23 protein-coding genes are annotated in these 25,904 nt (G+C 44.9%); 14 read left to right on the top strand and 9 right to left on the bottom strand.

Features of this window, described 5'->3' with window-relative positions:
- Positions 1 to 60: 60 nt before the first annotated feature.
- The gene (locus C7Y66_RS13595) at positions 61 to 1,167 is read right to left on the bottom strand and encodes a precorrin-8X methylmutase (RefSeq protein WP_106545985.1); all 1,107 of its coding nucleotides are present in this window, start codon (positions 1,165 to 1,167) and stop codon (positions 61 to 63) included.
- A gap of 309 nt (positions 1,168 to 1,476) precedes the next feature.
- On the opposite strand from C7Y66_RS13595, the gene C7Y66_RS31100 reads away from it, so the two are divergent.
- Positions 1,477 to 1,656, top strand: coding sequence for a hypothetical protein (locus C7Y66_RS31100; RefSeq protein WP_158265923.1), 180 nt, complete (start codon positions 1,477 to 1,479; stop codon positions 1,654 to 1,656).
- Positions 1,657 to 1,691: 35 nt separating this feature from the next.
- Positions 1,692 to 2,174 carry a CPBP family intramembrane glutamic endopeptidase gene (locus tag C7Y66_RS13585; protein ID WP_158265922.1) on the top strand — a complete coding sequence of 161 codons (483 nt, stop codon included), beginning with the start codon at positions 1,692 to 1,694 and terminating at the stop codon, positions 2,172 to 2,174.
- A 60-nt stretch (positions 2,175 to 2,234) separates the two neighbouring features.
- Here the strand turns inward: C7Y66_RS13585 and C7Y66_RS13580 are convergent, their stop codons facing one another.
- On the bottom strand, positions 2,235 to 3,203 hold the full coding sequence (locus C7Y66_RS13580; RefSeq protein WP_233222672.1) for a cupin-like domain-containing protein: 969 nt from the start codon (positions 3,201 to 3,203) through the stop codon (positions 2,235 to 2,237).
- Between the two features lie 209 nt (positions 3,204 to 3,412).
- Here C7Y66_RS13580 and C7Y66_RS13575 point away from each other — a divergent pair, with 209 nt between their 5' ends.
- Positions 3,413 to 5,107 carry a GH3 auxin-responsive promoter family protein gene (locus C7Y66_RS13575; RefSeq protein ID WP_106545981.1) on the top strand — a complete coding sequence of 565 codons (1,695 nt, stop codon included), beginning with the start codon at positions 3,413 to 3,415 and terminating at the stop codon, positions 5,105 to 5,107.
- 134 nt (positions 5,108 to 5,241) lie between these two features.
- Positions 5,242 to 6,927 carry a GH3 auxin-responsive promoter family protein gene (locus C7Y66_RS13570; RefSeq protein WP_106545980.1) on the top strand — a complete coding sequence of 562 codons (1,686 nt, stop codon included), beginning with the start codon at positions 5,242 to 5,244 and terminating at the stop codon, positions 6,925 to 6,927.
- An 86-nt stretch (positions 6,928 to 7,013) separates the two neighbouring features.
- Here the strand turns inward: C7Y66_RS13570 and C7Y66_RS13565 are convergent, their stop codons facing one another.
- Complete coding sequence (locus C7Y66_RS13565) at positions 7,014 to 8,213, bottom strand: MFS transporter (RefSeq protein ID WP_106545979.1); 1,200 nt, start codon at positions 8,211 to 8,213, stop codon at positions 7,014 to 7,016.
- Between the two features lie 282 nt (positions 8,214 to 8,495).
- On the opposite strand from C7Y66_RS13565, the gene C7Y66_RS13560 reads away from it, so the two are divergent.
- The 5 genes from C7Y66_RS13560 (at position 8,496) to C7Y66_RS13545 (ending at position 13,615) form a co-directional block, all read left to right on the top strand.
- Positions 8,496 to 9,590, top strand: coding sequence for an aromatic ring-hydroxylating dioxygenase subunit alpha (locus C7Y66_RS13560; RefSeq protein WP_106545978.1), 1,095 nt, complete (start codon positions 8,496 to 8,498; stop codon positions 9,588 to 9,590).
- 276 nt (positions 9,591 to 9,866) lie between these two features.
- Positions 9,867 to 11,147 (top strand): aminotransferase class I/II-fold pyridoxal phosphate-dependent enzyme, encoded by a 1,281-nt coding sequence (locus C7Y66_RS13555; RefSeq protein WP_015157246.1) that lies wholly within the window; start codon positions 9,867 to 9,869, stop codon positions 11,145 to 11,147.
- 223 nt (positions 11,148 to 11,370) lie between these two features.
- Entirely contained in the window at positions 11,371 to 12,507 is a 1,137-nt protein-coding gene (locus C7Y66_RS13550; RefSeq protein WP_106545977.1) for a hypothetical protein, read from the top strand.
- A 15-nt stretch (positions 12,508 to 12,522) separates the two neighbouring features.
- A complete protein-coding gene (locus C7Y66_RS31095) occupies positions 12,523 to 12,666 on the top strand; it encodes a hypothetical protein (RefSeq protein WP_158265921.1) in 144 nt (47 codons plus the stop codon).
- Positions 12,641 to 13,615 (top strand): NAD-dependent epimerase/dehydratase family protein, encoded by a 975-nt coding sequence (locus C7Y66_RS13545; protein ID WP_106545976.1) that lies wholly within the window; start codon positions 12,641 to 12,643, stop codon positions 13,613 to 13,615. The genes C7Y66_RS31095 and C7Y66_RS13545 overlap by 26 nt, the downstream gene beginning before the upstream one ends.
- Before the next feature lie 83 nt (positions 13,616 to 13,698).
- Here C7Y66_RS13545 and C7Y66_RS13540 read toward each other — a convergent pair whose 3' ends face one another.
- The 3 genes from C7Y66_RS13540 to ruvC all read right to left on the bottom strand — a co-directional run bounded on the left by C7Y66_RS13540 (position 13,699) and on the right by ruvC (position 16,691).
- Positions 13,699 to 14,472, bottom strand: coding sequence for an ABC transporter ATP-binding protein (locus C7Y66_RS13540; RefSeq protein WP_015157250.1), 774 nt, complete (start codon positions 14,470 to 14,472; stop codon positions 13,699 to 13,701).
- 202 nt (positions 14,473 to 14,674) lie between these two features.
- Positions 14,675 to 15,916 carry an FtsX-like permease family protein gene (locus tag C7Y66_RS13535; RefSeq protein WP_106545975.1) on the bottom strand — a complete coding sequence of 414 codons (1,242 nt, stop codon included), beginning with the start codon at positions 15,914 to 15,916 and terminating at the stop codon, positions 14,675 to 14,677.
- 229 nt (positions 15,917 to 16,145) lie between these two features.
- The gene (gene ruvC, locus C7Y66_RS13530; protein WP_106545989.1) at positions 16,146 to 16,691 is read right to left on the bottom strand and encodes a crossover junction endodeoxyribonuclease RuvC; all 546 of its coding nucleotides are present in this window, start codon (positions 16,689 to 16,691) and stop codon (positions 16,146 to 16,148) included.
- Between the two features lie 203 nt (positions 16,692 to 16,894).
- On the opposite strand from ruvC, the gene yvcK reads away from it, so the two are divergent.
- The 3 genes from yvcK to C7Y66_RS13515 all read left to right on the top strand — a co-directional run bounded on the left by yvcK (position 16,895) and on the right by C7Y66_RS13515 (position 19,490).
- On the top strand, positions 16,895 to 18,283 hold the full coding sequence (gene yvcK / locus C7Y66_RS13525; protein WP_106545974.1) for a gluconeogenesis factor YvcK family protein: 1,389 nt from the start codon (positions 16,895 to 16,897) through the stop codon (positions 18,281 to 18,283).
- 114 nt (positions 18,284 to 18,397) lie between these two features.
- The gene (tsaE, locus tag C7Y66_RS13520) at positions 18,398 to 18,865 is read left to right on the top strand and encodes a tRNA (adenosine(37)-N6)-threonylcarbamoyltransferase complex ATPase subunit type 1 TsaE (RefSeq protein ID WP_106545973.1); all 468 of its coding nucleotides are present in this window, start codon (positions 18,398 to 18,400) and stop codon (positions 18,863 to 18,865) included.
- On the top strand, positions 18,849 to 19,490 hold the full coding sequence (locus C7Y66_RS13515; protein WP_106545972.1) for a LysE family transporter: 642 nt from the start codon (positions 18,849 to 18,851) through the stop codon (positions 19,488 to 19,490). The genes tsaE and C7Y66_RS13515 overlap by 17 nt, the downstream gene beginning before the upstream one ends.
- 1 nt (position 19,491) lies before the next feature.
- Here the strand turns inward: C7Y66_RS13515 and C7Y66_RS13510 are convergent, their stop codons facing one another.
- Both C7Y66_RS13510 and C7Y66_RS13505 read right to left on the bottom strand, forming a co-directional pair.
- Entirely contained in the window at positions 19,492 to 21,726 is a 2,235-nt protein-coding gene (locus C7Y66_RS13510; protein ID WP_146149786.1) for a diguanylate cyclase domain-containing protein, read from the bottom strand.
- A 528-nt stretch (positions 21,727 to 22,254) separates the two neighbouring features.
- A complete protein-coding gene (locus C7Y66_RS13505; RefSeq protein ID WP_106545970.1) occupies positions 22,255 to 23,583 on the bottom strand; it encodes a dihydroorotase in 1,329 nt (442 codons plus the stop codon).
- On the opposite strand from C7Y66_RS13505, the gene C7Y66_RS32935 reads away from it, so the two are divergent.
- On the top strand, positions 23,577 to 23,711 hold the full coding sequence (locus C7Y66_RS32935; RefSeq protein ID WP_255409979.1) for a hypothetical protein: 135 nt from the start codon (positions 23,577 to 23,579) through the stop codon (positions 23,709 to 23,711). The two genes, C7Y66_RS13505 and C7Y66_RS32935, sit on opposite strands and share 7 nt — an antisense overlap.
- Positions 23,712 to 23,842: 131 nt before the next feature.
- Complete coding sequence (gene lepB, locus C7Y66_RS13500; protein WP_015157258.1) at positions 23,843 to 24,421, top strand: signal peptidase I; 579 nt, start codon at positions 23,843 to 23,845, stop codon at positions 24,419 to 24,421.
- A gap of 31 nt (positions 24,422 to 24,452) precedes the next feature.
- Here the strand turns inward: lepB and C7Y66_RS13495 are convergent, their stop codons facing one another.
- Positions 24,453 to 25,799, bottom strand: a complete 1,347-nt coding sequence (locus tag C7Y66_RS13495) for a dihydroorotase (protein WP_106545969.1) — start codon at positions 25,797 to 25,799, stop codon at positions 24,453 to 24,455.
- Positions 25,800 to 25,904: the final 105 nt, after the last annotated feature.

The following is a 25,904-nucleotide window of genomic DNA, read 5'->3' as shown; positions in this document are numbered from 1 at the left end:
CTACACTACACCCCACACCCTTTCTTCACTAGCCACCAGCCACTAGCCACTAACCACTCCCTACTCCCCTAAATAACAATGACAATCCGGTTTCTCAATTGTCGATTCAACTAAAGCATTTAAGGCTACTGCCGCTAATAATCCGCCGCCCATTGTTCCCTCGACAGTAATATAGGGAATACCAGAACGCATCAAGCGACGTTTGGCAGCTGGGGCATGGCTAAAACCAATCGGCATCCCGATGATTAAAGCGGGTTGAAAATGTCCCTTGGCAATAGCATCACAAGCAGCAATCAGCACTGATGGGGCGTATCCCACAACAAAAATACAGCCTGGTGGCAACTGTTGTAGCTGTTCTTGCCATTGGCTTTGATGCCAAAAGGCTTGCTCGGCTTCTACAACGCTGCTAACGTGAGGATCGGCGATTAAGGTCGTAACCGGACATCCTAAATGAGATAAACGGGTGCGATCGCAAGCCGCAACCACAGGGGCAACATCGCCGACAATCTCACAGCCTTGAGTGAGGGCATGACGCGCCGCCGCGATCGCCCCTTTACCCACACGGATAAAATTAACCAAACTGACATCGCCGCAAGCAAGCACCAGTTTGGACAGCAAATCGATCTCAATCTCCGAACGATTGGAGAGATCGGGTAGCAATTGTTGCAAGGATTCCTGAAATTCTTCTGGGTGAGCGTGAGTGGCTGCATCCCAATTTTCCCACAGTTGTTCTAACTGTCCCAATCCGTCTTGGCTTTCCACTTCTAACAAGCGTAACTGCGCGATCGCCTCTGCTTGCAAGTTTTGACAGGAGCGATCGCGTCCGATTAATCCTTCTAGCGCTGTCGCTGTCTGCCGCAATCGCGCCATTTGCTGCATCACCGAGTGATACTGTTGTTGTAATTGATGTGTTAAATTTTTTACTTCTGTAGCAGCATCGCTTTTGAGGAGTTCGCGAATGTGGGAAAGTTGAAAGCCTTGCTGTTTTAGTGCCACAATCCGCCGCAACTGTTGCACGTTTTCCTGAGTATAGAGGCGATAATTGCTACGCGATCGCTCTGGGGGTGGCAAAATGCCGAGTTGGTGATAGTGTCGCACCATCCTTGGGGTACAATTTCCCCCAACTGCCTCGGTAAGTTCTTTGATGGTTAAACGTGCGGCTGTCATGTTTTTTAAGAAAGAATGCGCTCGCAAATCTAAGTTATATAACCCGTGTAGAGACGTTACATGTAACGTCTCTACACGGGAAGCGTTCACAAATCAATTTGAATTGCTATAGATTAATTTCACCATATCAAATCGAGTCCTATGCTTAACTTACCAGCGAACGATCCCTTTTTGAAATTTAAAACTCGACATATATTTATTTTACTTTTGATTTTTATTGTTGAGTTTGTTTTTATTTCCGATCTTCTATTACTCTTCTTTAACTGGAATAGCGACGATCCAATATTTTACGATTTTATTTACTATCTTATGATGCTTTTACCTAGCATCTGGATTTTACATAGATTTCATCAATTGTCTATTCATCCTAAATATTTAATTGGCAAAATACCCAACCGCGATCGCTGGCTGTCTTTATGTGGAATTGCGATCGCTATCTGCCTATTTACGCGGGGAATTGACCAACTATTTTTTTTAGCTTATCTTTAATTTCGCCCTCATTCACTGTAAGTTTGATTAATTGGTTGCCAGATCCCCCTGCCAGTACTTCGGCTTTACCAATTCTTGCTTATTTATTGAATGTTATTTCTTCAGTTGTAGTCGTCCCTATTACAGAAGAATTTATTTTTCGAGGTATTCTCATACATCGCTGGGCAATGAAATGGGGGGTATCGTCAGCAATATTAGTTTCTGCAATAATTTTTGGTTTGGGTCATATCATTCCCTTCGGTGCAGCAGTTTTTGGAATTTTGATAACACTGCTTTATTTCAAAACTCGCACGTTAATTGTACCTGCGATCGCTCATGCCATGAATAATGCTGCCACAATTGTTCTAGAACTTTTCTTTCCCACTCAACAGATAACTATAAATTATAATTTTTCTGAATATTTGCATTTGGGAATCGTACTGATAGTAATTTCAGTTCCTTTTGTGCTTCGTTTTACCTATAAGAACTGGCACAAACAGCAATTATTGTTACCTTATTTTACTAATGCATCTCAATGAGATATTTGCAATTGAGATCGCCGTAGGGTGCGTTCAGTAACGCACTCTACAGTTAAGGGGTCAAAATCGATAAAAAATTTGTTTTATCTGCTGCTGTCTGCTTTGACTCAGAAAAGCGATCGCAAATTTGACTAATAAATAAGGTATTGCCAACATATTGCTAAAAATCACTCGCCACCGACACCAAGAAAAAATTGCTCTTGAGGTAGGGTACACACTCCAAAATTGATTGACAGAACATACCATTTCATTACCTAATGCTGTAACTTCGTGCCACCAACCCATAGGAATATACAGCATTTCTCTTGGCTCTAAGATTATTTCTTGCTTGTGTTCTAATGCTTTCTTGAGTTTGGGAAATGCTATCAAATCTGGATTTTCTGGATATACTGTACTAAACCAAGCACGCAATTCTAACCCGCGTAGCAAATGGACAAATATTGAAAATGGATATAAATTATAAGTCTGGCTGGGTGGAAATAACAGGACTTTTTTCGCTCCATGCATTTGGATTAAAATGCCATCCAGCGTATCGTAGTGTAGGCATTCTAAATGCCCTCCAGGGGCTACCCAAAGATTAACACTGCCTATAGGCTTTTTTAACCCTAGTTGTTGACTAATATTACTAAAAAAATTATCCTCGGCTAACTTTGTGTTTTTTAACGAACATTTAGCTAGATAGATATCCTTTTCGTGAGCCTCATGACTGTGCAACAACTTAGCATAGTCTGTAAATGACATTGTTTTGAGAGGAACGCCGCTGCCAATGTTTTGCCAAGTGCGTTTATCTTGTTGATATCTTTCGCGTCCGTAATAACGAAAAAGAAATTCTTGCTGACCCAACTGCCCGCAGAGGTAATCTAGATTCCAGTCATCTACTATTAATCCAGTAATAATAACTGGAGTTCCCAGTTTCTGATATTTTTCAAAAAATAAATCTGGCGATATCGACGATAGCTCTATCCGTGAAATTGAGACTGCTGTATTATCAGCTATGCTGTCAGCAGTATTATCAGTAGTTAAACGCATAAAAAAATGAAGAGTAAGATATACTTTCCGTAACCTACCCATCGAGGCAAGAAAAAATACTTTTTTAATACAATTTAAATAATTGTTAATAACTTTTAGCTTGGCAAGACATAGAAATATATTAACGATTGCTAAACAAAGCGCACTCGAAATAATTAGGTAAAGCAATTATTATTTATAATAACGCAGACAAAAGGTGTGAGGAGCCAATGACGAATTTATTGCTGCCACTGTTGCAAACTGTTGCCGAGCATACAAAGGATAACTTTGTGAAAAAAACGCGCCAAGTTGAAGCAGTACAAGAGCGATTTCTGCGAGATTTACTACGAGCTTATCAGGCGACAGAGTTAGGGCAAAAGTATGAATTTAAAGATATTAGAACTGCCGAGCAATTTCGCCAGCGTCTCCCTGCATCCGTATATGCTAGCTATGTACCCTACTGCGATCGCATTGCCCAAGGGGAACAAAACATTCTCACCCCCGATCCCGTTGTTTTTTTTAACCTGTCGAGTGGTTCTACCGGAGCGCACAAGCTCATCCCAGTCACCAAACGCTTTCAAAACTCCTTGCGCCGTCCCAACTTAACTAGTATTGGCTTTCTCAGCTCGGCATTAAGACAACGGGGTTCTAAATTTGGTAAAGCGATCGCCACTAACTCAACTCAACTGATGGGACGTACCAGTGGTGGAATTCCCTACGGTCCCGCTAGCGTTGGAGTCCTGCGGATGGGAAAATTTCTCTGCGAGCAAATATTTGCTCATCCCTTTGAGACACTGCAAGCAGCCGATAGCCTGACGCGCCATTATCTTTGTCTGCTATTTGCGCTACAACAACCCGATACAAGGGGAATAGTCGCCAACTTCCCCATGCTGATCCTCCGCACCTGCGGCTATTTAGAACAATATGCAGAAGACTTTATTCGCGACATTGACAAAGGAATGCTTGCACCTTGGTTGCAACTAGAACCAGAATTGCGGTTACAACTAGAACGGCAAATAGTCGCTAACCCCAACCGTGCCAAGCAACTACAAGAAATCTTGCAAGCAGAAGGTAGACTCACCCCCGAAGCAGTATGGTCGAATCTTGCCTTCACAGTCGCAGCCAGAGGCGGGACTTCAGATTTTTACTTCGAGCGCTTTCCTGCTTACTTTAGCAAGACACCATGTTTTGGCGCGGTTTGTTGTTCGTCAGAAGGCGCGTTTGGCATTTACCCAGAGCTAAATTCTGATGCCAGTATTTTAGCGATCGAAAGTGCTTTTTTCGAGTTTATTCCTCAAGATCAGTGGGATGTAGAACAACCAAAAACACTACTACCTAGCGAAGTCAAACCTGGAAACTACTACCGAATTTTGATGAGTAACTACAGCGGCTTCTATCGCTACGACATTGGCGATGTCATGGAAGTCGTCGGATTTTACGAACAAGCACCACTGATTGTATTCCGCCATCGGCGCGGTGGCTTGCTGTCTTCAACCTCAGAAAAAACTACGGAATTTCATGTTACTCAAGTCATGCAGGTATTACAACAAGAATTTGACTTACCTCTAGAAGATTTTTGTATTACCTTATCGGATGATGTCATTCCCGCATATTATTTGGTGAATATCGAGCTTGCGCCTGGAAAAATATTAGAAAATCCGCAGCAATTTCTCGATCGCTTTGACCGTCAGCTGAGTGCAATTCACACTTCCTACGCCGTCAAGCGGATTAACAACGATCAAATTCCCCCGCCAAGACTGCGAATTCTTGCCCCTGGCAGCTTTGCGATCATGCGGCAAAGGCAATTAGAGAAAGGAGTACCAGATTCTCAACTAAAATTTCCCCACATCAGCGAAGACCGCAATTTTCTCGCTGGCTTGCAAGTGGAACGGGAAGTACAGTTGTCAGTGACTCCTGACCAGTAACCAGTTATCGGTCAACTACCAATCACCAACTACCAATTACCAATTACCGATTCCAGTTACTTCGACACCAAATTGTCATATTCTAAACACAATTAATCTGCTTGAATCAGTATTTGATGAGTTGAGAAAGCTGAATGGTCAATCTCGTTCTGTCCGCTTTAAATGCTGTTACAGATTTGACAAAGGCAAACTTTATCAAAAAAACTCGCCGGACGGCAGAAGTACAAGAACGGTTTTTATTGCGCTTGTTACAAGCTCATCGCGATACAGAATTTGGCAGAAAATATCAGCTCGGTGAGATTAAAACAGTCGATCGCTTTCGCGAACGAGTGCCAATTTTACCGTATTCCAGCTACGAACCTTATCTGGAGCGCATTGCCAACGGCAAGCAAAATATTCTAACAGCCGATCCGGTGGTGTACTTAACGCTGACGAGTGGTTCGACGGGGAAAAAGAAAATGATTCCGACGACGAGGCGATCGCAAAATATCACTCGTCAAGCTACCCTAACCAGTATGGGCTTTCTAACCGCTGCCTTACGTTCTAGAGGGCAACAGTTTGGCAAAATTCTCCTGACAAATTCTACTCAACAATGGGGACGTACCAGTGCTGGTATTCCCTACGGTCCTGCTAGTGCTGGTGTTCTCAGCATGGATAAATGGCTGTACGAGCAATTTTTTGCCCAGCCATACGAGACTCTCCAAGTCGCAGATAGCTCTGCCCGTCACTACCTCGCCTTATTATTTGCCTTACAAGATCCTTTAATGCGGGGGATGTTAGCTAACTTTCCGATGCTCATTCTCCGTACCTGCAACTATTTGGAAAAATTTGGTGAAGACCTAATCCACGATATCGAAACAGGAACCATTGCCAATTGGTTAGAAGTAGAACCGGAACTACGACTGACATTAGAGCAGCGCTTATCAGCCAATCCAGTTCGAGCCAATGAATTACGGGAAATTCTCCAGTCGGAAGGTAAGCTCACCCCTCATCTCGCCTGGTCAAATTTGTCTTTTGTCGCCTGCGCCCGTGGAGGTACGTCCGACTTTTATTTCGAGCGATTCCCCACCTATTTCAACAATACACCCATTTTCGGCGCAGTATTTTCTTCTGCCGAAGGGATGTTTAGTATCTATCACAAACTCGACGACGACAGCAGCATTTTAGCCCTGGAAAGCGGTTTTTTTGAATTTATCCCTCAAGACCAGTGGCAAGAAGAACAACCGAAAACGCTACTCGCTACCGAAGTCAGATCGGGAGAACGGTATCGCATTCTGACTACGAGCTATAACGGATTTTATCGCTACGATATTGGCGATGTCATCGAGGTAGTCGGATTTTACGAGCAAGCACCGTTAATCGTATTTCGTCACCGTCAAGGTGGATTGATTTCTTCTACGACAGAAAAGACGACGGAAGCCCATGCGACTCAGGTGATGCAAGCCGTACAGCAGGAATTTAGCTTATTACTAGAAGATTTTTGTATGACTTTATCGGAAAATGATTTTCCTGCTCGCTACCTGCTCAATATTGAGTTAGCTAATGGCTACAAGCTTGAAGATCCGCAAGCTTTTTTAAGCGAGTGCGATCGCAAATTACAAGCAGCAAATACCCACTATGAAATTAGCCGCAAAGATCCGATTCCGCCACCCCGACTGCGAATTTTAGCTCCTGGTAGCTTTGCCATCCTCCGCCAACGTCAAATAGAACGGGGAGTTCCCGATTCCCAACTCAAGTTTCCTCACATCAGCGAAGACCGCAATTTTTTGGCTGGCTTGCAGGTACAGCAAGAGGTGAGGTTACCAGAAGATGAAGCATAGGATGGAGGGGACAAGGGAGACAAGGAGGACAAGGGAGCAATTCAAAAAATTCAAAATTCATTCACGCACCACGCACCACTCACCACTCATTCCTGACTCCCAAATAAGAGCAACAGCATCCCGATGACAATCGAAGCACTTGCAGCCGTAAAAAAAGCAGCTTCTATACCATGATTTTTGACGATAAAGCCTAACACAATTGGACAGAAAGATTGACCGATGAAGCCTGCTCCAGCCCCCGCTGATAGCACGCTCGATCGCAACTGGGAAGGCGCAAGACTCGCTAGAGCATCGTAAAGGTTGGGTAGGATCAGACCAAACCCAGCACCAAAACCGACCGCAGCCAACATAATTAAACTAATCTCTCGTAAAAAGGGAATTGTGCTAAGTGTCAGCGCCATCATGATGAAGCCTACAGCCGTGGCTTTATACAAACCCAACGATTGAGATAGCCTTCTGGCTCCAAAAGCAGAGATAATGGCTGCACCCAGAGCGCGAGAAGCTAAGACGAGGCTGTTAGTTAGCGTATTGGCATTAATCGTGTCTTTGAAATACTGCGGGGTATAGAAGACAACCGAGTACATCACGATTGATGTCAAGCTCAGAGTTAGCAATAACCAAATTGTTTGGTAGCGTCCTAAAACTTGCCATAGTTTATGCTTAGGTCGTTGCTCTGTTTTGACTGAAGTACGTTCGGGTGGCTGTGGCAAAATCTTGGCTGTCAATACTGCTAATGGTAGCCCGATCGCGTATAGACAGAAAATGTATCGCCAGTGGAAGAAATAGCCTACTCCACCCCCTAACAATGGAAAGACGATCCCCGCTAGCGTCAGCGTCCCCGTGGCGTAACCTAATGCTTTGGCTCGTTCCTCACCCTCATACATACTCGTGAGCAAACCCAAGCTAGCAGATGTAATTCCAGCTGTAGCGATGCCCAAACATCCTCGCAACGCGATTAAGGGGAGGAAATTGTCTACCGTGACTCCCGCAGCACCAAAGACGGCATAGCAAAGTAGGGAAACTACGAGTACCTTTACTCTCCCCACGCGATCGGAGAGAATTCCGAGGGGAAGACTAAAAAGACCCAGCGCCCAAACATGAGCGGCTGCTAAATAACCGCCAATCTCTGGAGCCAGCTGAAGTTGGTGTTTGATCTCCCCCAAGGCAGGGTTAAACACTGCTCCAGTCATCGTAGTTAGGGAGCCAGCCGCCATCAACACCATTAACTGTGGGTTACGGGCGATCGCGGCAAAAGCTATTGTTGGCGATAGTGATAATTTGCGCATGTTGAGGAAGTCGTCACTGATAGTTGGTCATTTGTCATTTGTCATTTGTCATTCGTTGTTGGTTGATGGTTGTTGGTGAAAGGCGAGAGGCAAGAGGCACTTTTGTTTTTTCTCCGCGACTCTCCCTCAGCCTCCTCAGTTCTCTCAGCTCTCCTCTCCCTATTCCCTATTAGTATGAGTGGACAGTTGGCGTGCTGTCAGGAATTATGCTGACAATTTAGCTGAATTAAGGGACACTAGAAAGCTAAATATTGTCAGAATCAGGCAAGAGAGGAACGATTCATGGAACTGGCTACGACCTTAACAAGTCAGACAGTTCAGAATGCTATCCGCGAGATCGGGATTAATCCAGATTACTGGTATCCGGTTGGGTGGGCAAATAAACTGCAACCTGGTCATATTATGCCCGTAACGATCTGGAAACAAGCAATTGCTGTTTTCCGTGACACGGACGGACAACTTCATGCTTTAGATGATGCGTGCGCGCATAAGGGTGTGGCTCTACATAAAGGGCAAATTCAAGGGAAACATTTATTGTGTCCCTATCACGGTTGGGAATTTAATGGTGCAGGTCAATGCGTCAAAATCCCATACCTCCCTGAGACACACAAACTACCATGCGCTCAAGTTCGTAGCTACCCCGTCCGCGAAAAGTATAATCTGATCTGGATTTTTCCTGGCGATGCGAGTTTGGCAACTAGCATTCCCTTACCAGAAATACCGGAATTCGACGATCCAGATTGTCTGATGGTTCCGATTCCGGCTCATTTCCAGGCGCATTTCACCATCTGCAACGAAAACACGATGGATGTGTTTCACGGGTTTTTACACAAAAATCTCCAAGGTTGGTTTAACCCCGTGCTGACTAGCTTGAAGACAACAGAATCATCGGTTCATGCCGATTATCGAGTGTCTTATAAGGGAGTCATGACGAAAATTCTGGGTTTGAGCGATCGCGGTGATGAGGTGACAACCCGGACTGTCACGCTCCATTACCAATATCCCCACTACCACAGTTCTCTAGAGGGGGTTTCCTCTTTATACCTGATGCGATCGCCTATGGAAGCAACAGAAACCAAATCGTTTACCTTGATGTTTCTGCGGCTGAATTTACCTAAGTGGTTGGTGCAGCCGTTCAAACCCCTGATTTCTGCTTATATCTGGCGCTTTCTATTTTCCAAGTTTCTCGATCAAGATATCGAAATGATGGAGAGCGAGCAACGCACTTATTCAAACAACCCCCAACGGCGCTATGTAGAGATTAATCCGGCAATTATTGCCTTGCAAAAGGTCATGATGCGGCAATACGAGCAATATCGCCGCAAAACCCTGTCTTCCCAACTTTCAGGGAACCAGCAGGGGGAATCGCTGTCTTAATCGGAAGCGATCTCTTCTAGTCGGGTATAGTCAAGCTAATTTATTATCAATCGCATGAAGCAATTATCTCGTCAATACAGTCAAAGATCGCTAGCTCGATCGCTATGAATGGTATAGTGCTGGCAAAATGTCTTATTCATAGACTCAATTAAGCTGCCCTCCGGCAGGAAATAAGAGCCTGGATAGTCTAAAAATTACCTAACCAGGGAAAATATTAATAATGTTTAGCCAGACGCACAAAGCTATCTGGGAATTTCAGGTGAGGGGAGTAAATTCGTGCAAGTAGTCAAAGAGTACGTTCAGCGCTTATATGACAGCGGGCTAGCCCCCGACGAGTTCATTTGTCATCGCCGTCAGGGTAATTTAGTTGAAATCGAAGAAGGAGCAACGGGCAAGCGGCAAAATGTCTTGACATTCTGCACCAATGATGTATTGGGACTGGTGCAGAACGAAGCCGTGCAGCAAGCGGCAATTGATGCGATCTTGCAATACGGTACTTCTAATAGTGGAACCTCAGTTTTAAACGGTCGCATTGACTTACACCGTCAACTCGAAGCAGAAATCTCTGCTTTTAAGCATCTGCCCCACACCCAGCTATTTTTGAATGCTTGGATGGCAATGCAAGCCTTGATGGATGCTTTTTGTCATCTCGCCATTCCCGTACCAGGATTTCAAAATACGCGAGAGACTCTGATCCTGACGGACGTACTCAACCACGGCTGTATTGTCTCGGCTGTTGTCAATGCCGGGACTCGCTCTGGAAAAGTCTTCAGCCACAGTCCCCGCGTCCGCGTCAAAGCCTATCGCCACTGCGATACTGAAGACTTGGAGCGGAAACTATATCGCTATGCTCGTCCCGACGACAGAATTATGGTAGTGTCCGATGCTGTCTTCTCGATGGATGGTGACATCGCCCCTCTACCAGATATGCTTGATGTGCTGCAAAACTATGAAGGTAGCGTGCTGGTCATGGATGAGGCACACGCTAGCGGCGCGATTGGAGCCACGGGAAGGGGGATTTACGAGTATTTTGGGATAACCCCTCAAAATGCGATCGCGCGGGGGATCGTGCCGTTGATTATGACCACATTTTCTAAGTTTGCGGCTTCGGCTGGGGCAGCAATTAGCAGTCCTGTGGCTGAATTGATCCCGTTGATGAATTTCTCTCCCACCTCCATCGGAACGGTTTCTTTACCCGCACCTACCGCTGCTGCTGCTTTGGAAAGCATTCGCCAAGTGCGCCAACATCCCGAACTGGTACAACAACTGCAAGCAAAAACCAAATATTTGCGATCGCGTTTGGCTAAGCACGATTTTGAAGCTTTGGGCGAAACCAACGTCGTCCCCGTCGTGTTACCCACTGAGTGCAATCCGAAATACTTTGCCCGTCAACTAATGCAAGAACACGGTATCTGGGCATCGGCAATTTGGTACATTGCTAAGCCACGCTTGCGGATCACCGTTAATGCCTTGCACACCGAAGAGGATATGGATCGGTTAGTCGAAGGAATGGTAGCAATTCGGGATACGATCTACAAACCCATGATCAGCGCCTAGCGAAACGAGCTACATTCCAAATTCAATTATTAAAAACTTAGATAATTTTTTAAGACCAGGATGCATTGCTGTATTTTGGTCTTAATCGTTTTTTCAAAGATAATTTTCGCTTGCGTCCATAACATTTGTAGGGGCGCACAGATGTGCGCCCCTACGGAGCGTGTATTTCATCCAGTTACAAATAAGAGCGATCGCACAATTTTTTGACACTGTTGTGTAAATCATGCAAACAATTACAAAGTTTCAAATTCAACCTGTCACGACTCCAGCAGAACAAGAACTTTTTCTCGATGTTCCTGCTAGGGTTTATGCGAACGATCCCTACTGGGTTCCCCCCATCCGCAGCAGTGAAGCCAAGCAATTCTCGCCTAGCAATACTTTCTTTGAGTATGGTAAGGCACAGCAATTTATCGCTCTATCTCAGTCAGGAGAACCAATCGGCAGAATTGTTGCTGCTGTGAATCAACGGTTGATAGAGAAAGAAGGTCAAAATGTCGGAGTCTTCGGCTTTTTTGAATGTATCTCCGATTTTGATGTGGCTCAAGCTCTGCTCCAGGTTGCTTGTGATTGGCTGCGAGAACAAGGTATGACTGTAGTTAGGGGACCAATCGATTTTTCAACTCACAACGGCTGTTTATTTTTAGTCGATGGCTTTGACTCCCCGCCAATGATTTTGATGCCTTACAATCCACCCTATTACCCAGAGTTTATCGAACGGGATGGTTGGTACAAAGGTAAAGATGCTTACACGTATAACTTTCCCCTAGACAAACCTTTACCAGCGGAATTTGAAAAGGCTTATCGGATCGCTTGTAAAGCTGGCATAACTTTTCGTCCCATTAGAACCAAGGGTGAGGAATTTGAGGCAGATGCGCTGAAAGTTTACGATCTCCTCGTACGCATGTTTACCGACAACTACAGTTATTCACCGCAAACCCCAGCAGAGTTTTTAGATAAAGCGCGATCGTTTCAATCTCTGATCGACCCTGATGTTTTTCCCATTGCGGAATACAACGGTGAAATGGTGGGGATGTGGATGGGATTACCTGACTACAATATCGCTCTCAAGCATCTAGGTGGCAAACTCGATTGGCTCGGCACGTTAAAATTCTTGTGGTATCGCCGCCAAATTGACCAAGGGAGAGTAATTTACATTTGCTCCCTCCCTGAATATCGCCGCAAAATGGTTTCTTTGGCTCTCATTTATTTGGGAATGCAAGGCGGAATTAAAAAAGGCAAGCCTTACAAACGAGCGGAATTAGGACATATTTACGAAGATAACTCTGCTTCTCGCAAGCTTGTAGAGGCTGCTGGTGGTAAAATTCACAAAACCTACCGGATTTACGAGAAAGCTTTGTGAGTGTTTTAGCTACTCGTGAGAAGAAGGACAAGGGGGACAAGGGAGACAAGGGAGAATAACAACCAACTACCAACAACCATTAACCGTCAACTACTAACTACCAACTACCAACTACCAATTACCCACACCCTTCATGAAAGCACTAGTTACTGGCGCTAACGGTTTTACAGGTTCTCATTTAGTCCGTGCTTTAACCCAACGAGGCGATACTGTTGTTGGTTTGGTACGCAAGTCTAGCGATCTTTCCCGTCTGGCTGACTGCCCCATAGAGTTAGTTTACGGCGATATTAGCGATCGCCATGCTCTGCGTGCTGCTATGGCTGGTGTAGACGTGGTGTTTCACACGGCGGCTTATGTGGAATTAGGCATAGTCGATGCAGCTAAGATGGAACGGGTCAACGTAGAAGGAACCCACGCTGTCTTAGATGTTGCCCAAGAATTGAAAGTAGGAAAAGTCGTTTACTGTAGCACTGTAGGAATTTACGGCGATACCCAGGGAAAAGTGATTGATGAAACTTTTAATCGCACTCAAACTGACTTTTCCTCTGCTTATGACGTGACTAAATACAAAGCACAAAAGTTAGCCGACCAATTTGCTGCCCAAGGTTTACCTGTAGTTAGTGTCATGCCTTCGGGTATTTTTGGCTCTGACGATCCCCATTTCGGACCCGTACTGAAACAATTTCTTAAAGGCGGACTGAAATTATGGGCGGGGGGCGATCGCATTACGGGTATCGTTCACGTCGATGACTTAGTAGAAGCGATGCTTTTAGCTGCCCAAAAAGGCAAAACTGGCGAACATTTCATTATCTCTGCCGGAGATTTGCCTACGAAGGAAATGTTTCAAATTATCTCCCAAGAGTCAGGAATTCCCGTTCCCAAGGAAGCACCCAAATCTCTTGTAAAGCTTGTCGGTAATGTTCTCGATCCAATTGGCAGACTGCTAAAATGGCAACCTCCCCTCAGCCGCGAACGAGTTCATTACGTGTACGATCGCTGCGTGCGGGTTGATGCGACAAAGGCAAGAAAAGAGTTAGGCTGGCAACCGCGATCGGTGGAAGAGGTATTGCGTCAAATTGTGAAAGAACTAACGCAATCATCGGTATAACGCTTGTAGGGGCGCACAGTTGTGCGCCCCTGCCCAAATCGAAATTTTTATTGGGGTGCGTTATCTAACACACCCTACGATTCCTACTTCTGCGTCAACATCCCATCTTCTAAATAGCTGACGCGATCGGCAACGTCAATAATTCTGGGGTCGTGCGTCACCATCAAAACAGTGCAACCTTGCTCTTTTGCCAAATTGCGAAGTAACTGAATCACGTTATGACCGCTTTGAGAATCTAAAGCTGCCGTGGGCTCGTCTGCCATAATCAACTTGGGATTACCAGCCAAAGCACGGGCGATCGCGACTCGCTGTTTTTGTCCGCCGGATAGATCGCTAGGTTTTTGATTCACCTGCGCCCCTAATCCTACTTGTTCTAGCAAAGTTCGTGCTTGTTTTTGGGCGATCGCACCATTAATCCCCTTATAGTTCAGCACTAACTCGACATTTTCTGCTGCCGTTAGCGCCGGAAATAAGTTAAAACCTTGGAAGATAAAACCAATATTATGTAATCTAAATTTCGCCAGCTTTTCCCGAGACATTCTAGTAATCTCTTTGCCAAGCAAGTAAACGCATCCTTCTGTTGGCGTAAGCAATCCTGCCAAAATTGAGAGTAAGGTTGTCTTACCCGAACCGGATGGTCCCATAAGTAATTGAATATCACCAGCTCGAATTTCGAGATCGATCCCCTTCAGCACGGGATACTGCTGTTGTCCTGACTGAAATGCCATTTCTATCCCTTTAGCGACAATGGCTGACGATTCTGGGATATTTGCACCACAGTTCGATTCCGCCGATCTTTTGCGGTGCTTGATTGAAGGCTTAATTGCAGTGGCGAAATTGATTAAAGAGGCTGTCATTATTGCAAATATTGAATCGATATGGTTTTAACTTCACGAAAATTTGGAGTAGCCAGGAAAAATATTAAACTTTGTAATGCATGAATGTATTCTACTTACCTTATTTATTTCTCCCTATATAGCTTTCGGAATAAATGAAGCATTTATGAAGTTGTATATAGATATTGTAAATAGTTTTTTTCTCTCCCTGGGAAGAAGGAAATTATGCCTTAAAGACGATTGCCGGATCGACCCGCGTTACTTTTTGAATGGCAAAGATTGCCGAACCGACACAAATTGCTACCGTAATGCCAAACACGGCGATCGCCGTAGCAGGGGTAATCAAGATCGTTATACCCTGCGTCGCAAAAGTCCATGCACCAACTCCAAAGCAAAGAACTATACCTGGGATATAGCCTAAAACCGCCATCCAAAGCGATTGTTCGATAATCACGCCATAGATAGTCCAATCGGATGCCCCCATTGCTTTAAGCGTGCCAAACTCGCGCAAATGGTCAGAGACGGAAGAATAGAGAATTTGACCCACAATGATGCCCCCTACGATAATGCCTACAGTTGCACCCAACCCCAAAATAAAACCAACCCCCGTTCGGCGCTGCCAAAACTGCTGCGTTTTCTTAATCAACTCAGCTTGAGTATATGCAGTGGTATTGGGAATAGCTGTTTCTAATCTCTGCTTGAGCTGTTGTAGGTCTTGCCCAGATTGAGCGCGAATTAAAATAAAAGAAATCGTGTCTGAAGCTGCTAGCTGACGTGGTTTAGCTTGAGGACTTTGTTTCTGATTTGTCGGTATACTCGTACACTGAATGTCTTCTGAACCAGTCTGCAACTTACAGGACAACCTAGCATTCTGACCACCAGTTGCATAAGCATTGGCATTCTCTAAAGACGTGAAAACAAAAGGATTAGAAGTAATCGAGCGATTGCCTTGAGTCAAGCCTACCAAACGCACTGGTAGAGAACCAAGTTCTGCCAGATCGCCAACTTTGCTAACATTTAGCGATCGCAACGTGCTAGTGTCGGCGATCGCTGTGTAAGGTTGTTGCAAAGCTTGCCTACTACCCTGGATCAAATTGTTGGGGTTAAATAGTTGTCCTTGCGGATCGAAACCAATCACCCGTACCAAATTGATATCGCTGCTGGAATGTCGCCAAACAGCACTCTTAAAGATCAGTGCTTCAGCGCGTGCTACTCCTGCTACCTCCTGAGCTTGGTCTAATGTTGTTGCTGGTAGCGGCAAGCTGAGTTCTGGCTGGACTAATGTATCAGAAGTTACCCAAACATCAGCATTGGCATTATATATTAACTGTGCCGCCGATCGCGTAAATCCATTGAAGATCCCTGTTTGAATAGTTACCAGGCTCACGGCGAACATAATTCCTGCTTGCGCTACCAAAAAGCGAGGAATATCTTCCAGCAGGTTTTTACGAGCGAGTGAAACCATAAGACAAGAGCGTGTATAGGAATATCTTACCGAGCAGCAACTTTTGTTTCTCTGACAGTAGACAGTTTGTTATTTGTCATTTAGAAGTGGTAATTGGTAATTGGTAGTTGGTGGTTGGTAGTTGACGGTTGATAGTCACTGGTCACTGGTCACTGGTCACTGGTCACTGGTCACTGGTCACTGGTCACTGGTCACTGGTCACTGGTCACTGATAACTGATAACGGCTCCCTAGACTTGAAACCATGCAGTTAAGGCTACTGCTAAAGCATCAGCAGCGTCGTCTGGCTGAGGGATGTAGTCTAGATTTAATTCGCGGGCTACTGCGAGTTGGACATCGCGTTTATCGGCATTGCCCCACCCCGTGAGCGCTTGCTTAATTTGGGCGGGAGTAAACTCGATGTAGGGGATGTTGTGCTGGGCTAGGACAAGCATTAAAACTCCCCGTGCTTGAGCTACGGAAATAGTACTAGCCATGCGGTAAAAAAACAGCTTTTCAATTGCCACTAAGTCCGGTTGCCATTCTTGAAGTATGGTATGTAAATCTTCATAAATCGTACAAAGTCGGCTGCCGATCTCGTTTTTAGCAGCAGTTTGAATTACGCCAAAGTCTAGCAACTTGACCGAAGTGGCGATCGCTTGGGTCGGAATTGGGGCAGACTTTAATGAAGTTGCTGTTGCGATCGGATCTCCTACTGGCGTACAAATAGCACCGAAGCCTAAAATTGCTAGCCCGGGATCTAATCCCAGAATCCGTTTTTCTAGGCGTTTTTCCAGCCGTTGTTCAATTTGTTGTTTCGATCCCACTGAACCCTTTTACCTCGTTCCCATGTCTAGATTGCTATCATTGTTCCGCAAGTTCTCTTTTGCAAGTTCTCTAAAGTGACTTAGTTTCTAGTTGGTCGATCGTCTGATATACATTGTCGTATCCACCTGCATCAGATTCACCTGCGTTATGTCCACCTGCCACGTATCCAGTTATGCCTTTTAATACTCCTAAACGAATTCTCAAGTATTTTCGGCAGGACTCCCGCGCTGTCACTCCCTATCGTGTCAACCAATGGTTTAAGTGGTTGTCTCCTGGTTTATCAATCAAGCGCTGGTTATTAATTAGTGCTAGTGGAGTGTGTTTTGTTGGTTTAGGTTTGGCAATCTGGATTAAACTAACACCAATTTTTTATGCAATTCAATTAGTTGAAGGGTTTCTCAATAAAGTTACAACTATTTTACCTAGCTATATTAGCGGTCCATTAGTTTTGTTATTGGGCTTTTTGTTAATTTTATGGGGGCAATCTCGAACCGTAGGTTCAATTACTGAGGTATTTCGCACCGATGGCGATGAAGAACTGATCGATTTGCTGTTGAACTACCGTCGCTTAAACCGAGGACCAAAAATTGTGGTTGTGGGTGGTGGTACGGGGCTATCAACGCTATTAAGGGGATTGAAAACATACAGTGCTAACATTACTGCTGTTGTCACCGTAGCGGACGATGGCGGTTCCTCTGGAAGGTTGCGTCGCGAAATCGGCGTTTTACCCCCAGGAGATATTCGTAGTTGCCTAGCAGCGCTAGCATCAGAAGAAAAATTATTGACAGAACTATTTCAGTATCGCTTCAAAGCTGGAGATGGATTAGTCGGACACAGTTTTGGCAATTTATTTTTGACCGCTATGAGCGATATTACTGGAGATTTGGAACAGGCGATCGCGGCAAGTTCCAAGGTTCTTGCTGTCAGAGGTCAAGTGTTGCCAGCAACTCTCAGCGATATGCGTTTGTGGGCAGAATTAGCGGACGGTCGCCGGATAGAAGGGGAGTCTAATATCACTCATGCTAAGGGTAGTATTATCAGACTCGGTTGCACTCCTACCAATCCCCCAGCACTACCCAAAGCCTTGCAAGCGATCGAGGAAGCAGACTTTATTGTTATTGGTCCTGGCAGTCTTTACACTAGTATCATTCCTAATTTGTTAGTACCAGAAATCGCCGCCGCGATCGCCAAACGGTGTCAAAAAGGCAATCCTCCGATTCCCTGTATCTACGTCTGCAATATCATGACTCAACCAGGTGAAACTCAAGGTTATTCTGTTGCAGATCACATTCGCGCGATCGATCGCGCTTGCGGGCGACATTTATTTAGTGCTGTACTCGTACAAAAGCAATCTCCTTCAGAAACTAGCTTAATCCGCTACGCTCAAGAAAATTCTCATCCTGTCTTTCTCGATCGCGAAGATGTGGCACAGTTAAAGCGACGAATTATCCTTGCTAACGTGATGGATGAAGACGAACAAGGTTTAGTACGTCACAACCCGCAACGCTTGGCAGGGGTCCTATTTCGCTGGTACAGTCGGGCGAGTAAGATGAGAGGATGAGGTTAAAAGTCAAAAGTTAAAAGTCAAAAGTCAAAAGTCAGGAGTCAGGAGACAGAAGTTATGACTAACCAGTAGTAACTGATGACTGATAACTGATAACTACTCATTCAAATCATGAGAGAGACAATTGTACTTCCGTTAACAAATGCAGCAGCAACGCGATCGCTTGGTGTTAATTTAGGGCGCTGTTTGCCTGCTGGTAGTACGATTTTGTTAGAAGGCGATCTAGGTAGTGGGAAAACGACTTTGGTACAGGGGATTGGTGCGGGTTTGGGGATTCACGAGCCAATCCAGAGTCCTACTTTTACGTTAATTAACGAGTATTTAGAAGGGCGTATCCCTCTATATCATTTCGATTTGTATCGTTTAGAACCAACAGAAATTACAGAATTACAACCAGAAATTTATTGGGAAGGAATAGAGTTTGCCCCTGGAATTGTGGCAATTGAATGGGCAGAAAAGTTAGATTACAAGCCGTTAGATTATCTCCTGATTCGACTGATGCATCGAGGCGATCGCGATCGCATAGTTGAACTTACCTGTATTGGAAACTTTCAATTAGATTATGCCTTTATTACCTGAATTAATTGCTGTAGCTATTTTACAATTTCTAGTGATTATTGCACCTGGAGCAGATTTTGTGGTGATTTGTCGTAATAGTTTAGTTTATTCGCGGCGAACGGGAATTTATTCTGCTCTCGGTTTAACTTTGGGAATTTTGGTTCATGCTAGTTATTCTTTAATTGGGATTGGTTTTATTATCTCGCGATCGATTGTTTTATTTGCTTTGATTAAGTATTTAGGTGCTGCTTATCTAATTTACCTTGGTTATAAATCATTAATAGCGAAACCACAACGGCAACTAGATCAGCAGTCTAGACGCTCGCAGACTAGTCAAGATCTTAGTAAGCTAGCAGCCGTTAGAATGGGTTTTGTTAACAATATTCTCAATCCTAAAGTGACTTTATTTTTTTTAAGTTTATTTACTCAAGTTATCAACCCGCTTACACCTATACCCGTTCAAATTTGGTACGGCTTGCAAATGGGAATCATGACTTTTACTTGGTATACATCAGTAGCGCTCGTCATGTCTCACCCCATACTTAAAGAAAAATTACTTTCAGTTACCCATTATTTAGAAAAGGCAATGGGAGCAGTTTTAATTGCTTTAGGAATCAGGGTTGCATTATCGGGAGTAGAGAAATAAATTATCGCCGCGCCGACTGTTCGACTGGATTGCGATCGCAAATTTCATAACGTCCTTTACCAGTAGTTTTTGCCCGATACATAGTGAGGTCAGCCTTGTGTAACAAATCTTCCGGTCGTTCGTAACCTGTAAGATTAAAGGCAACACCAATACTAGCGCTAGTATCGATCGTATGTCCGCCGAAGTGAAAAGGTAAATTTAATTCTCGTTGAATGCGCTCGGCAACATGTACGGCATCATTCGTATTTTTAATATTTTCTAGTAAGATAGTAAATTCGTCTCCTCCTAACCTGGCTACTAAGTCGTCTGGGCGCAGACAAGCTTGCAGACGATGTGAAATTGCAATTAACAAGCGATCGCCAATTGCATGTCCTAGAGTATCGTTAACTGATTTAAACCGATCTAAATCAACAAATAAAACAGCTAATAAAGAATGTTCTTGTTGACTGCCATCGAGAGCGCTATCTAAACGTTGCATGAATAAAGTACGGTTAGCCAATCCAGTTAAAGGATCGTGCGAAGCTTGATGCATCAGTTTTTTCTCGGTGATGTGACACGCGAGAATTTCGGCGCGGAGTTGCTGATTGACTTCTGCCAATTCTCCAGTCCGTTCGCGAATTCTGTTTTCTACTTCGTCGTAGGCTGACTGTAAGGCAACTTGCGATCGTTGTCGTTCCCAAGCTGATAATGCCAAAGCAACTAAATTCGCGATCGAAGCTGTAAAGTTTTGTTCTTCAATTAACCATTGGCGTGATGTTTTCTTGTGTCCGTGGCAGACAATACCTACAATCCTACCATTGAGGTAAATTGGTGCGTTCACCATTGCGCCAATTCCAAGTTTTACCAAAAATCGCTCTGCCATTTTTTTGGTTTTGGGTTCGGTGCGTACATCTGCTGTTGCTAATGCTCGCTCTTGACGCAAGGCTTTAAAGTAACCAGGATAATCTGACGCTTGCCACTCCATCCCTGTTGTATACGCAGCAGTACTGCATTGATACAGAGCCGCACACTGTAATTTTCTGCCTCCAGGACTATACACCCATACGCTGGCATACTCCACCTCTAGAGTATCGGCTGCTGCTGCCGTAATTTCACGTAAACGAGCGTTGAGGTCGCTATTTTCTGCCGTTTGTCGCTTAGCTAGCTCGGTTAAAATCTTGCTGTATTTGTAATAGCGTTCTTCCCTCGCTCGTTGTTGATATTGGGAATCTGCTAAGGCTTGCAGCATATGATTAATTGCATCTGCTAAGCTTGATAGTTCATCTTTATTTGCTGCTATATTTTGGGATACTGCGTCTCCCGTGCTGAGACTGCGAACATTGCTGCTGAGGCTAGAAAGCCTTGAAAACACTAATCGATCGAGTAGCAGTAGCACGATCGCGCTCACGCTTACACTAACGACCAATAAGCATAAAAATAAGTAGCGAATGCTAGCTTGTCCTTGATGGTAGATATTTCTGGGCATTTTAACGCTCACAATGACAGCAGGTTGCCCGTAAATATCCCTAATCAGAGTATATCCAGCAATAGTTTGTTCGTTGAGAGGACGCACCAAAACTTGCTGCTGCAATAAAGCAGTCCTTGCTGCTTGGAGATCGGCAGGTAGGCGATCGTCATTAACTGCGTGTAGAGCAAAATCGAGATGAGTGCGTTCGGATATGCGAGCGATCGCATCGCGGTTGAGATAGCGACCGAGAATTAAGACTCCATGACTCGATTTGCTCCGATCTGTTTTGCGAATCGGTCTGACAGCAATTAATATTGGGGTACGTTGAAGCAGAATTAATCCGGCGATCGCATTATCTCCCCGCCGCAACAGTTCCTTGCTAGCCAAATGTTGCTGAAGATCGCTACCAACGGGTAAGCATTTTTGACAGGTCGGCTCGGAAAATTTTCCGTAAACAATTTCCCCCGATGAATTGACAAAAGCTACTAAGTTTAGCTGGACGTTAGTGAGACTAAGATTATCTACATTATTGTCAATATAGCTTTGATTCGAGTTGTCAAAGAACACGTAAGTTTCGTCCCATTCAGCCCAATCTGTAGCAATCAGATTGACTCGAAAAATTTCTTCATCCAAAGCTTTTTGGACTCGCTCAACCCGAGCGCGAGTCTCCTGTTGCTCTAACTGGATAAAGCTACCAAGTAAAACGGTAGACGAGGTAGTGTAAAGAACTGTAACCAGGCTAACTATAGTAGTTCCGACAATTGGCAGTATTTTTTGGCGTAGTCTCATGGGTTTGACTTTGCTAACCCTTAAAAGCTTGACTAAAGAAGTTCTCAAACCCCATAATTGCAGCACGGCTAAGTGTAATTTCAACCCAGTTATCGCCTTCAATAATTTCAATTTAAAAAAGTAAATTTAAAAAGCGATCGTCTGCTACCAATGAGGATTGTTAACCCGTCGAGGTGAATAACATTCTTAGGAAATCATAAAGTTCTATAGGGCTACCACCGTAAATTTACTGATGTCGTGAACTCCTAACATTTCCTATTTTTAAGTCCTCCGTAGGTTTGCGGTATTATCTTATTTGATATGAGTTTTAGAATTTATTAATATTTATCTATTTAAAAAATATATCCGTAAATTTGCTGAAGTTGTTGCCAGTTGTCAGTTATCAGTGACCAGTTATCAGGGAGCAGAGAGCAGAGAGCAGAGAGCAGAGGGGCAGAGGTAGCAAGACAAGTCACAACGAATTCCGAATTCCGAATTCCGAATTCCGAATTCTCCCCACACCCTTTCTTCACTGATAACTGTCAACAATTACTCGCCAAAACTTAAAGCTTGCCCTCTAACTTGAGTATTTAACTTGCCGCGATCGTAGACGAGTTGACCGCCGACAATGGTGTAGGCAGCCCAACCAGTTAAATTCCAACCTTCAAAGGGACTCCAGCCACATTTTGTCTGTAATTCTTCTCGTCTGACGGGATGGTAGTTATTCAAATCGACGAGGACGAGATCGGCATCATAACCTGGGGCGATCGCCCCTTTATTAGGTATTTTGTAAGCTTTGGCTACAGCTGTAGACATCCAATGAGATACCTGGGCGACGGTACAGCGCCCTTGCATTGCCTGTGTCAGCATGAGAGGCAAAGATGTTTCTACCCCCGGCATACCGGAAGGTGTATTGGGATATTGCTGGGCTTTCTCTTCTAAGGTGTGCGGCGCATGGTCTGTGGCGATAAAATCGATGACACCATCGAGTAAAGCTTGCCAGAGAACTTCATTGTCGTGAGGCGATCGCAGGGGTGGATTCATCTGCGCCCAAGTCCCGATTGTTTCGTAAGCACTGGTATTGAGTAACAAGTGCTGGGGCGTAACTTCCGCCGTTACCCAACTCGGTTTGTCTTGCCGCAATAACTCCGCTTCTTCTGCTGTAGACATATGGAGAATATGCAGGCGACGTTGGTACTTTTTCGACAGTTTGAGCGCTAATTGTGTCGCTAGAAGCGCGGCTTGATTATCTTGAATTTGCGAGTGAATTGCCGGATCGTGAATGCCAGCAAATTCCTGTCGTCTTTGGTTAATGCGGGCTTGATCTTCAGCATGAACGGCAATTAAGCGATCGCCCCGTGCAAAAATGGCTTCTAAATACGCTTCTCCATCTACCAATAATGCCCCGTGCATCGAACCCATAAAAATCTTGATCCCTGGTGTGGGGTGGGCAGTCAGCAAGTCAGGGAGATTTTCAGCAGTTGCTCCGATAAAAAAGCCATAATTGACTACACACTTTTGCGCAGCTCGTTGTAGCTTGTCATCTAGCGTTTGTTGAGTCGTCGTCAGCGGACGAGTGTTAGGCATCTCCAAAAATGAAGTCACTCCACCCTTAGCACAAGCACAGCTAGCGGTGAATAAATCTTCTTTATGTTCCAGTCCTGGTTCGCGAAAGTGGACTTGCGGATCGATCGCCCCTGGTAGCAAAGTTAAACCCGTTGCGTCAATTTCCGTCACGGTTGCGTCGCTGGGAGTGGAAATATTTGGGGCAATTTCAACGATCTGGCGATCGCGAGTCAGAACATCTCCCAAGAGAAATTCTCCAGAGGGCAACAGGATACGAGCGTGGCGAATGAGTAAGCTAGAAGTAGATGACATATAGAACTGGTAAGTCGGAAGTTGGGAGACAAGGGAGACAAGGGAGACAAGGGAGAAAGAAATTTACAATCTCCACACCCTACACCCTACACCCTACACCCTACACCCCACACCCCACTAGCCACTAGCCACTAGCCACTAGCCACTGATAACTGATAATAGAGAGAATACAATTTCTATAGATCCGATTAACAAGCAACATTTTTCACCAAGTTACGTTTTTTTACCTACTACCCCCTAAACACAAGATTTAGCATCTATGTCGCGAGTCCAAAATCAAGTGCCAGAGCAGAATTCTCCTCAAGACAACGAAGGTTCGTGGATTGGAGAACTAGGCAGAACAATTATCTTGAGTGTAATTTTGGCTTTGGGTATTCGTACCTTTGTGGCAGAAGCCCGCTGGATTCCCTCGGAATCAATGGTTCCGACACTCCAAAAGTATGACAAGCTGATTGTGGACAAAGTCAGTTATCATTTTGTCGAGCCGGAACGGGGCGATATTGTAGTATTTTCACCTACAGAGACAATTAAAAAAGATAATCCTAACCTGAAAGACGCTTTTATTAAACGCATTGTTGGACTGCCAGGGGATAAAGTAGAAGTTAAAGGAGAGCGGGTCTATATCAACGATCGCCCACTACAAGAAAAATATATTGAAGCTCCACCACAGTATCAATACGGACCTGTCACCGTACCACCGAATTCTTACCTAGTTTTAGGTGATAACCGCAACAACAGTTATGACAGTCATTTTTGGGGATTTGTCCCTAGAGATAATATCATCGGTCGGGCAATTGTCCGGTTTTGGCCTCTCAACCGAATTGGAGAGTTGAATTAATTAAGATGTAGAGACGTTACACGTAACGTCTCTATAACCAGATTTTGACAACGCGACCGTTGACTTGTTGACCCAACCAAGGGGTATTGTGAGAGCGAGATTTTAAAGTCTGCTGCGTCACAGTCCAAGTGTGTTGGGGGTCGAAGAGAATCAATTCCGCTGGCGAGTTGGGAGCGATCGCATTTACATTCTGTTGCAAGCACTCAGATGGACGGTGACTTAAGGCTTGCCATAACTCTAAGGCGGAAAATTCTCCAGTTGCGACGAGATTTTGCCAGAGTAAGGGTAAAGCGAGTTCTAAGCCAATTGCCCCAGCAGGTGCTTCCGCAAAGGCAACCGTTTTTTCTTCATAGGTATAGGGCGTGTGGTCGATCGCGATCGCGTCTATAACTCCCGTCCGCACGCCTTGGCGTAGGGCTACAACATCTTCAGGATTGCCTAAAGGTGGTTCTACCCGTAAAGCAGGATTGTAACTGCTCAAGGCTTTGGTATCGAGCAATAGATGCATCCAAGTCGTACTAGCGGTAATTGGTAAACCGCGTGCTTTTGCCGTTGCGATTAACTCAACGCTACGGGCAGTAGAAACCCGCATCAGATGCACGGGAGTACCAATCGCGGCAACTAATTCTAGCAGAGCAGCCAGAGCAGTTGTTTCGGCGATCGCGGGGTTTCCTGGTAAGCCAGATCGCATAGAGTAAACACCCTCTCGCACCACTCCATTACCAACCAGACCACGGTGACAAGCGCAGAGCGCTACTGGCTTATCTAAAGGTTTGAGATATTCCAACATCCGCCGCAACAGCCCCCAATTTTCAATTGGCTGACCGTCAGCAAAACCCACAATTCCCGCCGCTCCCAATTCTGCTAACTCCGTCATTTGCTGTCCCTGGACTCCGGTTGTGAGCGCACCCCAAAAAGAGAGCTGAGGAGAATTCGGAATTCGGAATTCGGAATTCGGAATTAATTGCGAGTTGTGACTTGTGACTTGTGACTTGAATTGCTCCCTCAGCTCTCCTCTCCCCCCTGCTTCCTGCTGAATTAGCCTAGACACCACAGCCGAGTTATCCACAGGCGGAACGGTATCGGGTAACAAATTGACGCGCGTGAAGCCGCCAGCAGCAGCCGCAGCTGCAAGAGTTGCCAGCGTCTCTCGTTCTTCAAACCCTGGTTCTCCCGAATGGCTGTAGAGATCTACCAGCCCCGTGCCTAGAACCAAGCCTTGACAGTCATTAACTTGAGTATCAGCTGGATAATCGGTCAATTGTGGCGCTATTGCCGCGATCGCACCATCTACAATTAACACGTCACATGCTTGGCGATCGCTCCCCGTCACCGGATCGATAACCCGTACTTGTCGTAGTAATTCACTCATTGTCATTTGTCATTTGTCATACCCTACGGGAAGGGCTTCGCCCTATGTCATTTGTAATAAATCGTGGTTAGTTGTTCTCGGTTTTGACTTTTGACTTTTGACTTTTGACTT

The organism is Chroococcidiopsis sp. CCALA 051, assembly GCF_003015105.1.
Classification (GTDB): domain Bacteria; phylum Cyanobacteriota; class Cyanobacteriia; order Cyanobacteriales; family Chroococcidiopsidaceae; genus Chroococcidiopsis; species Chroococcidiopsis thermalis.
Note: the sequence above shows the minus strand (reverse complement) of the source record. Positions and strands in the feature narration are given on the sequence as shown.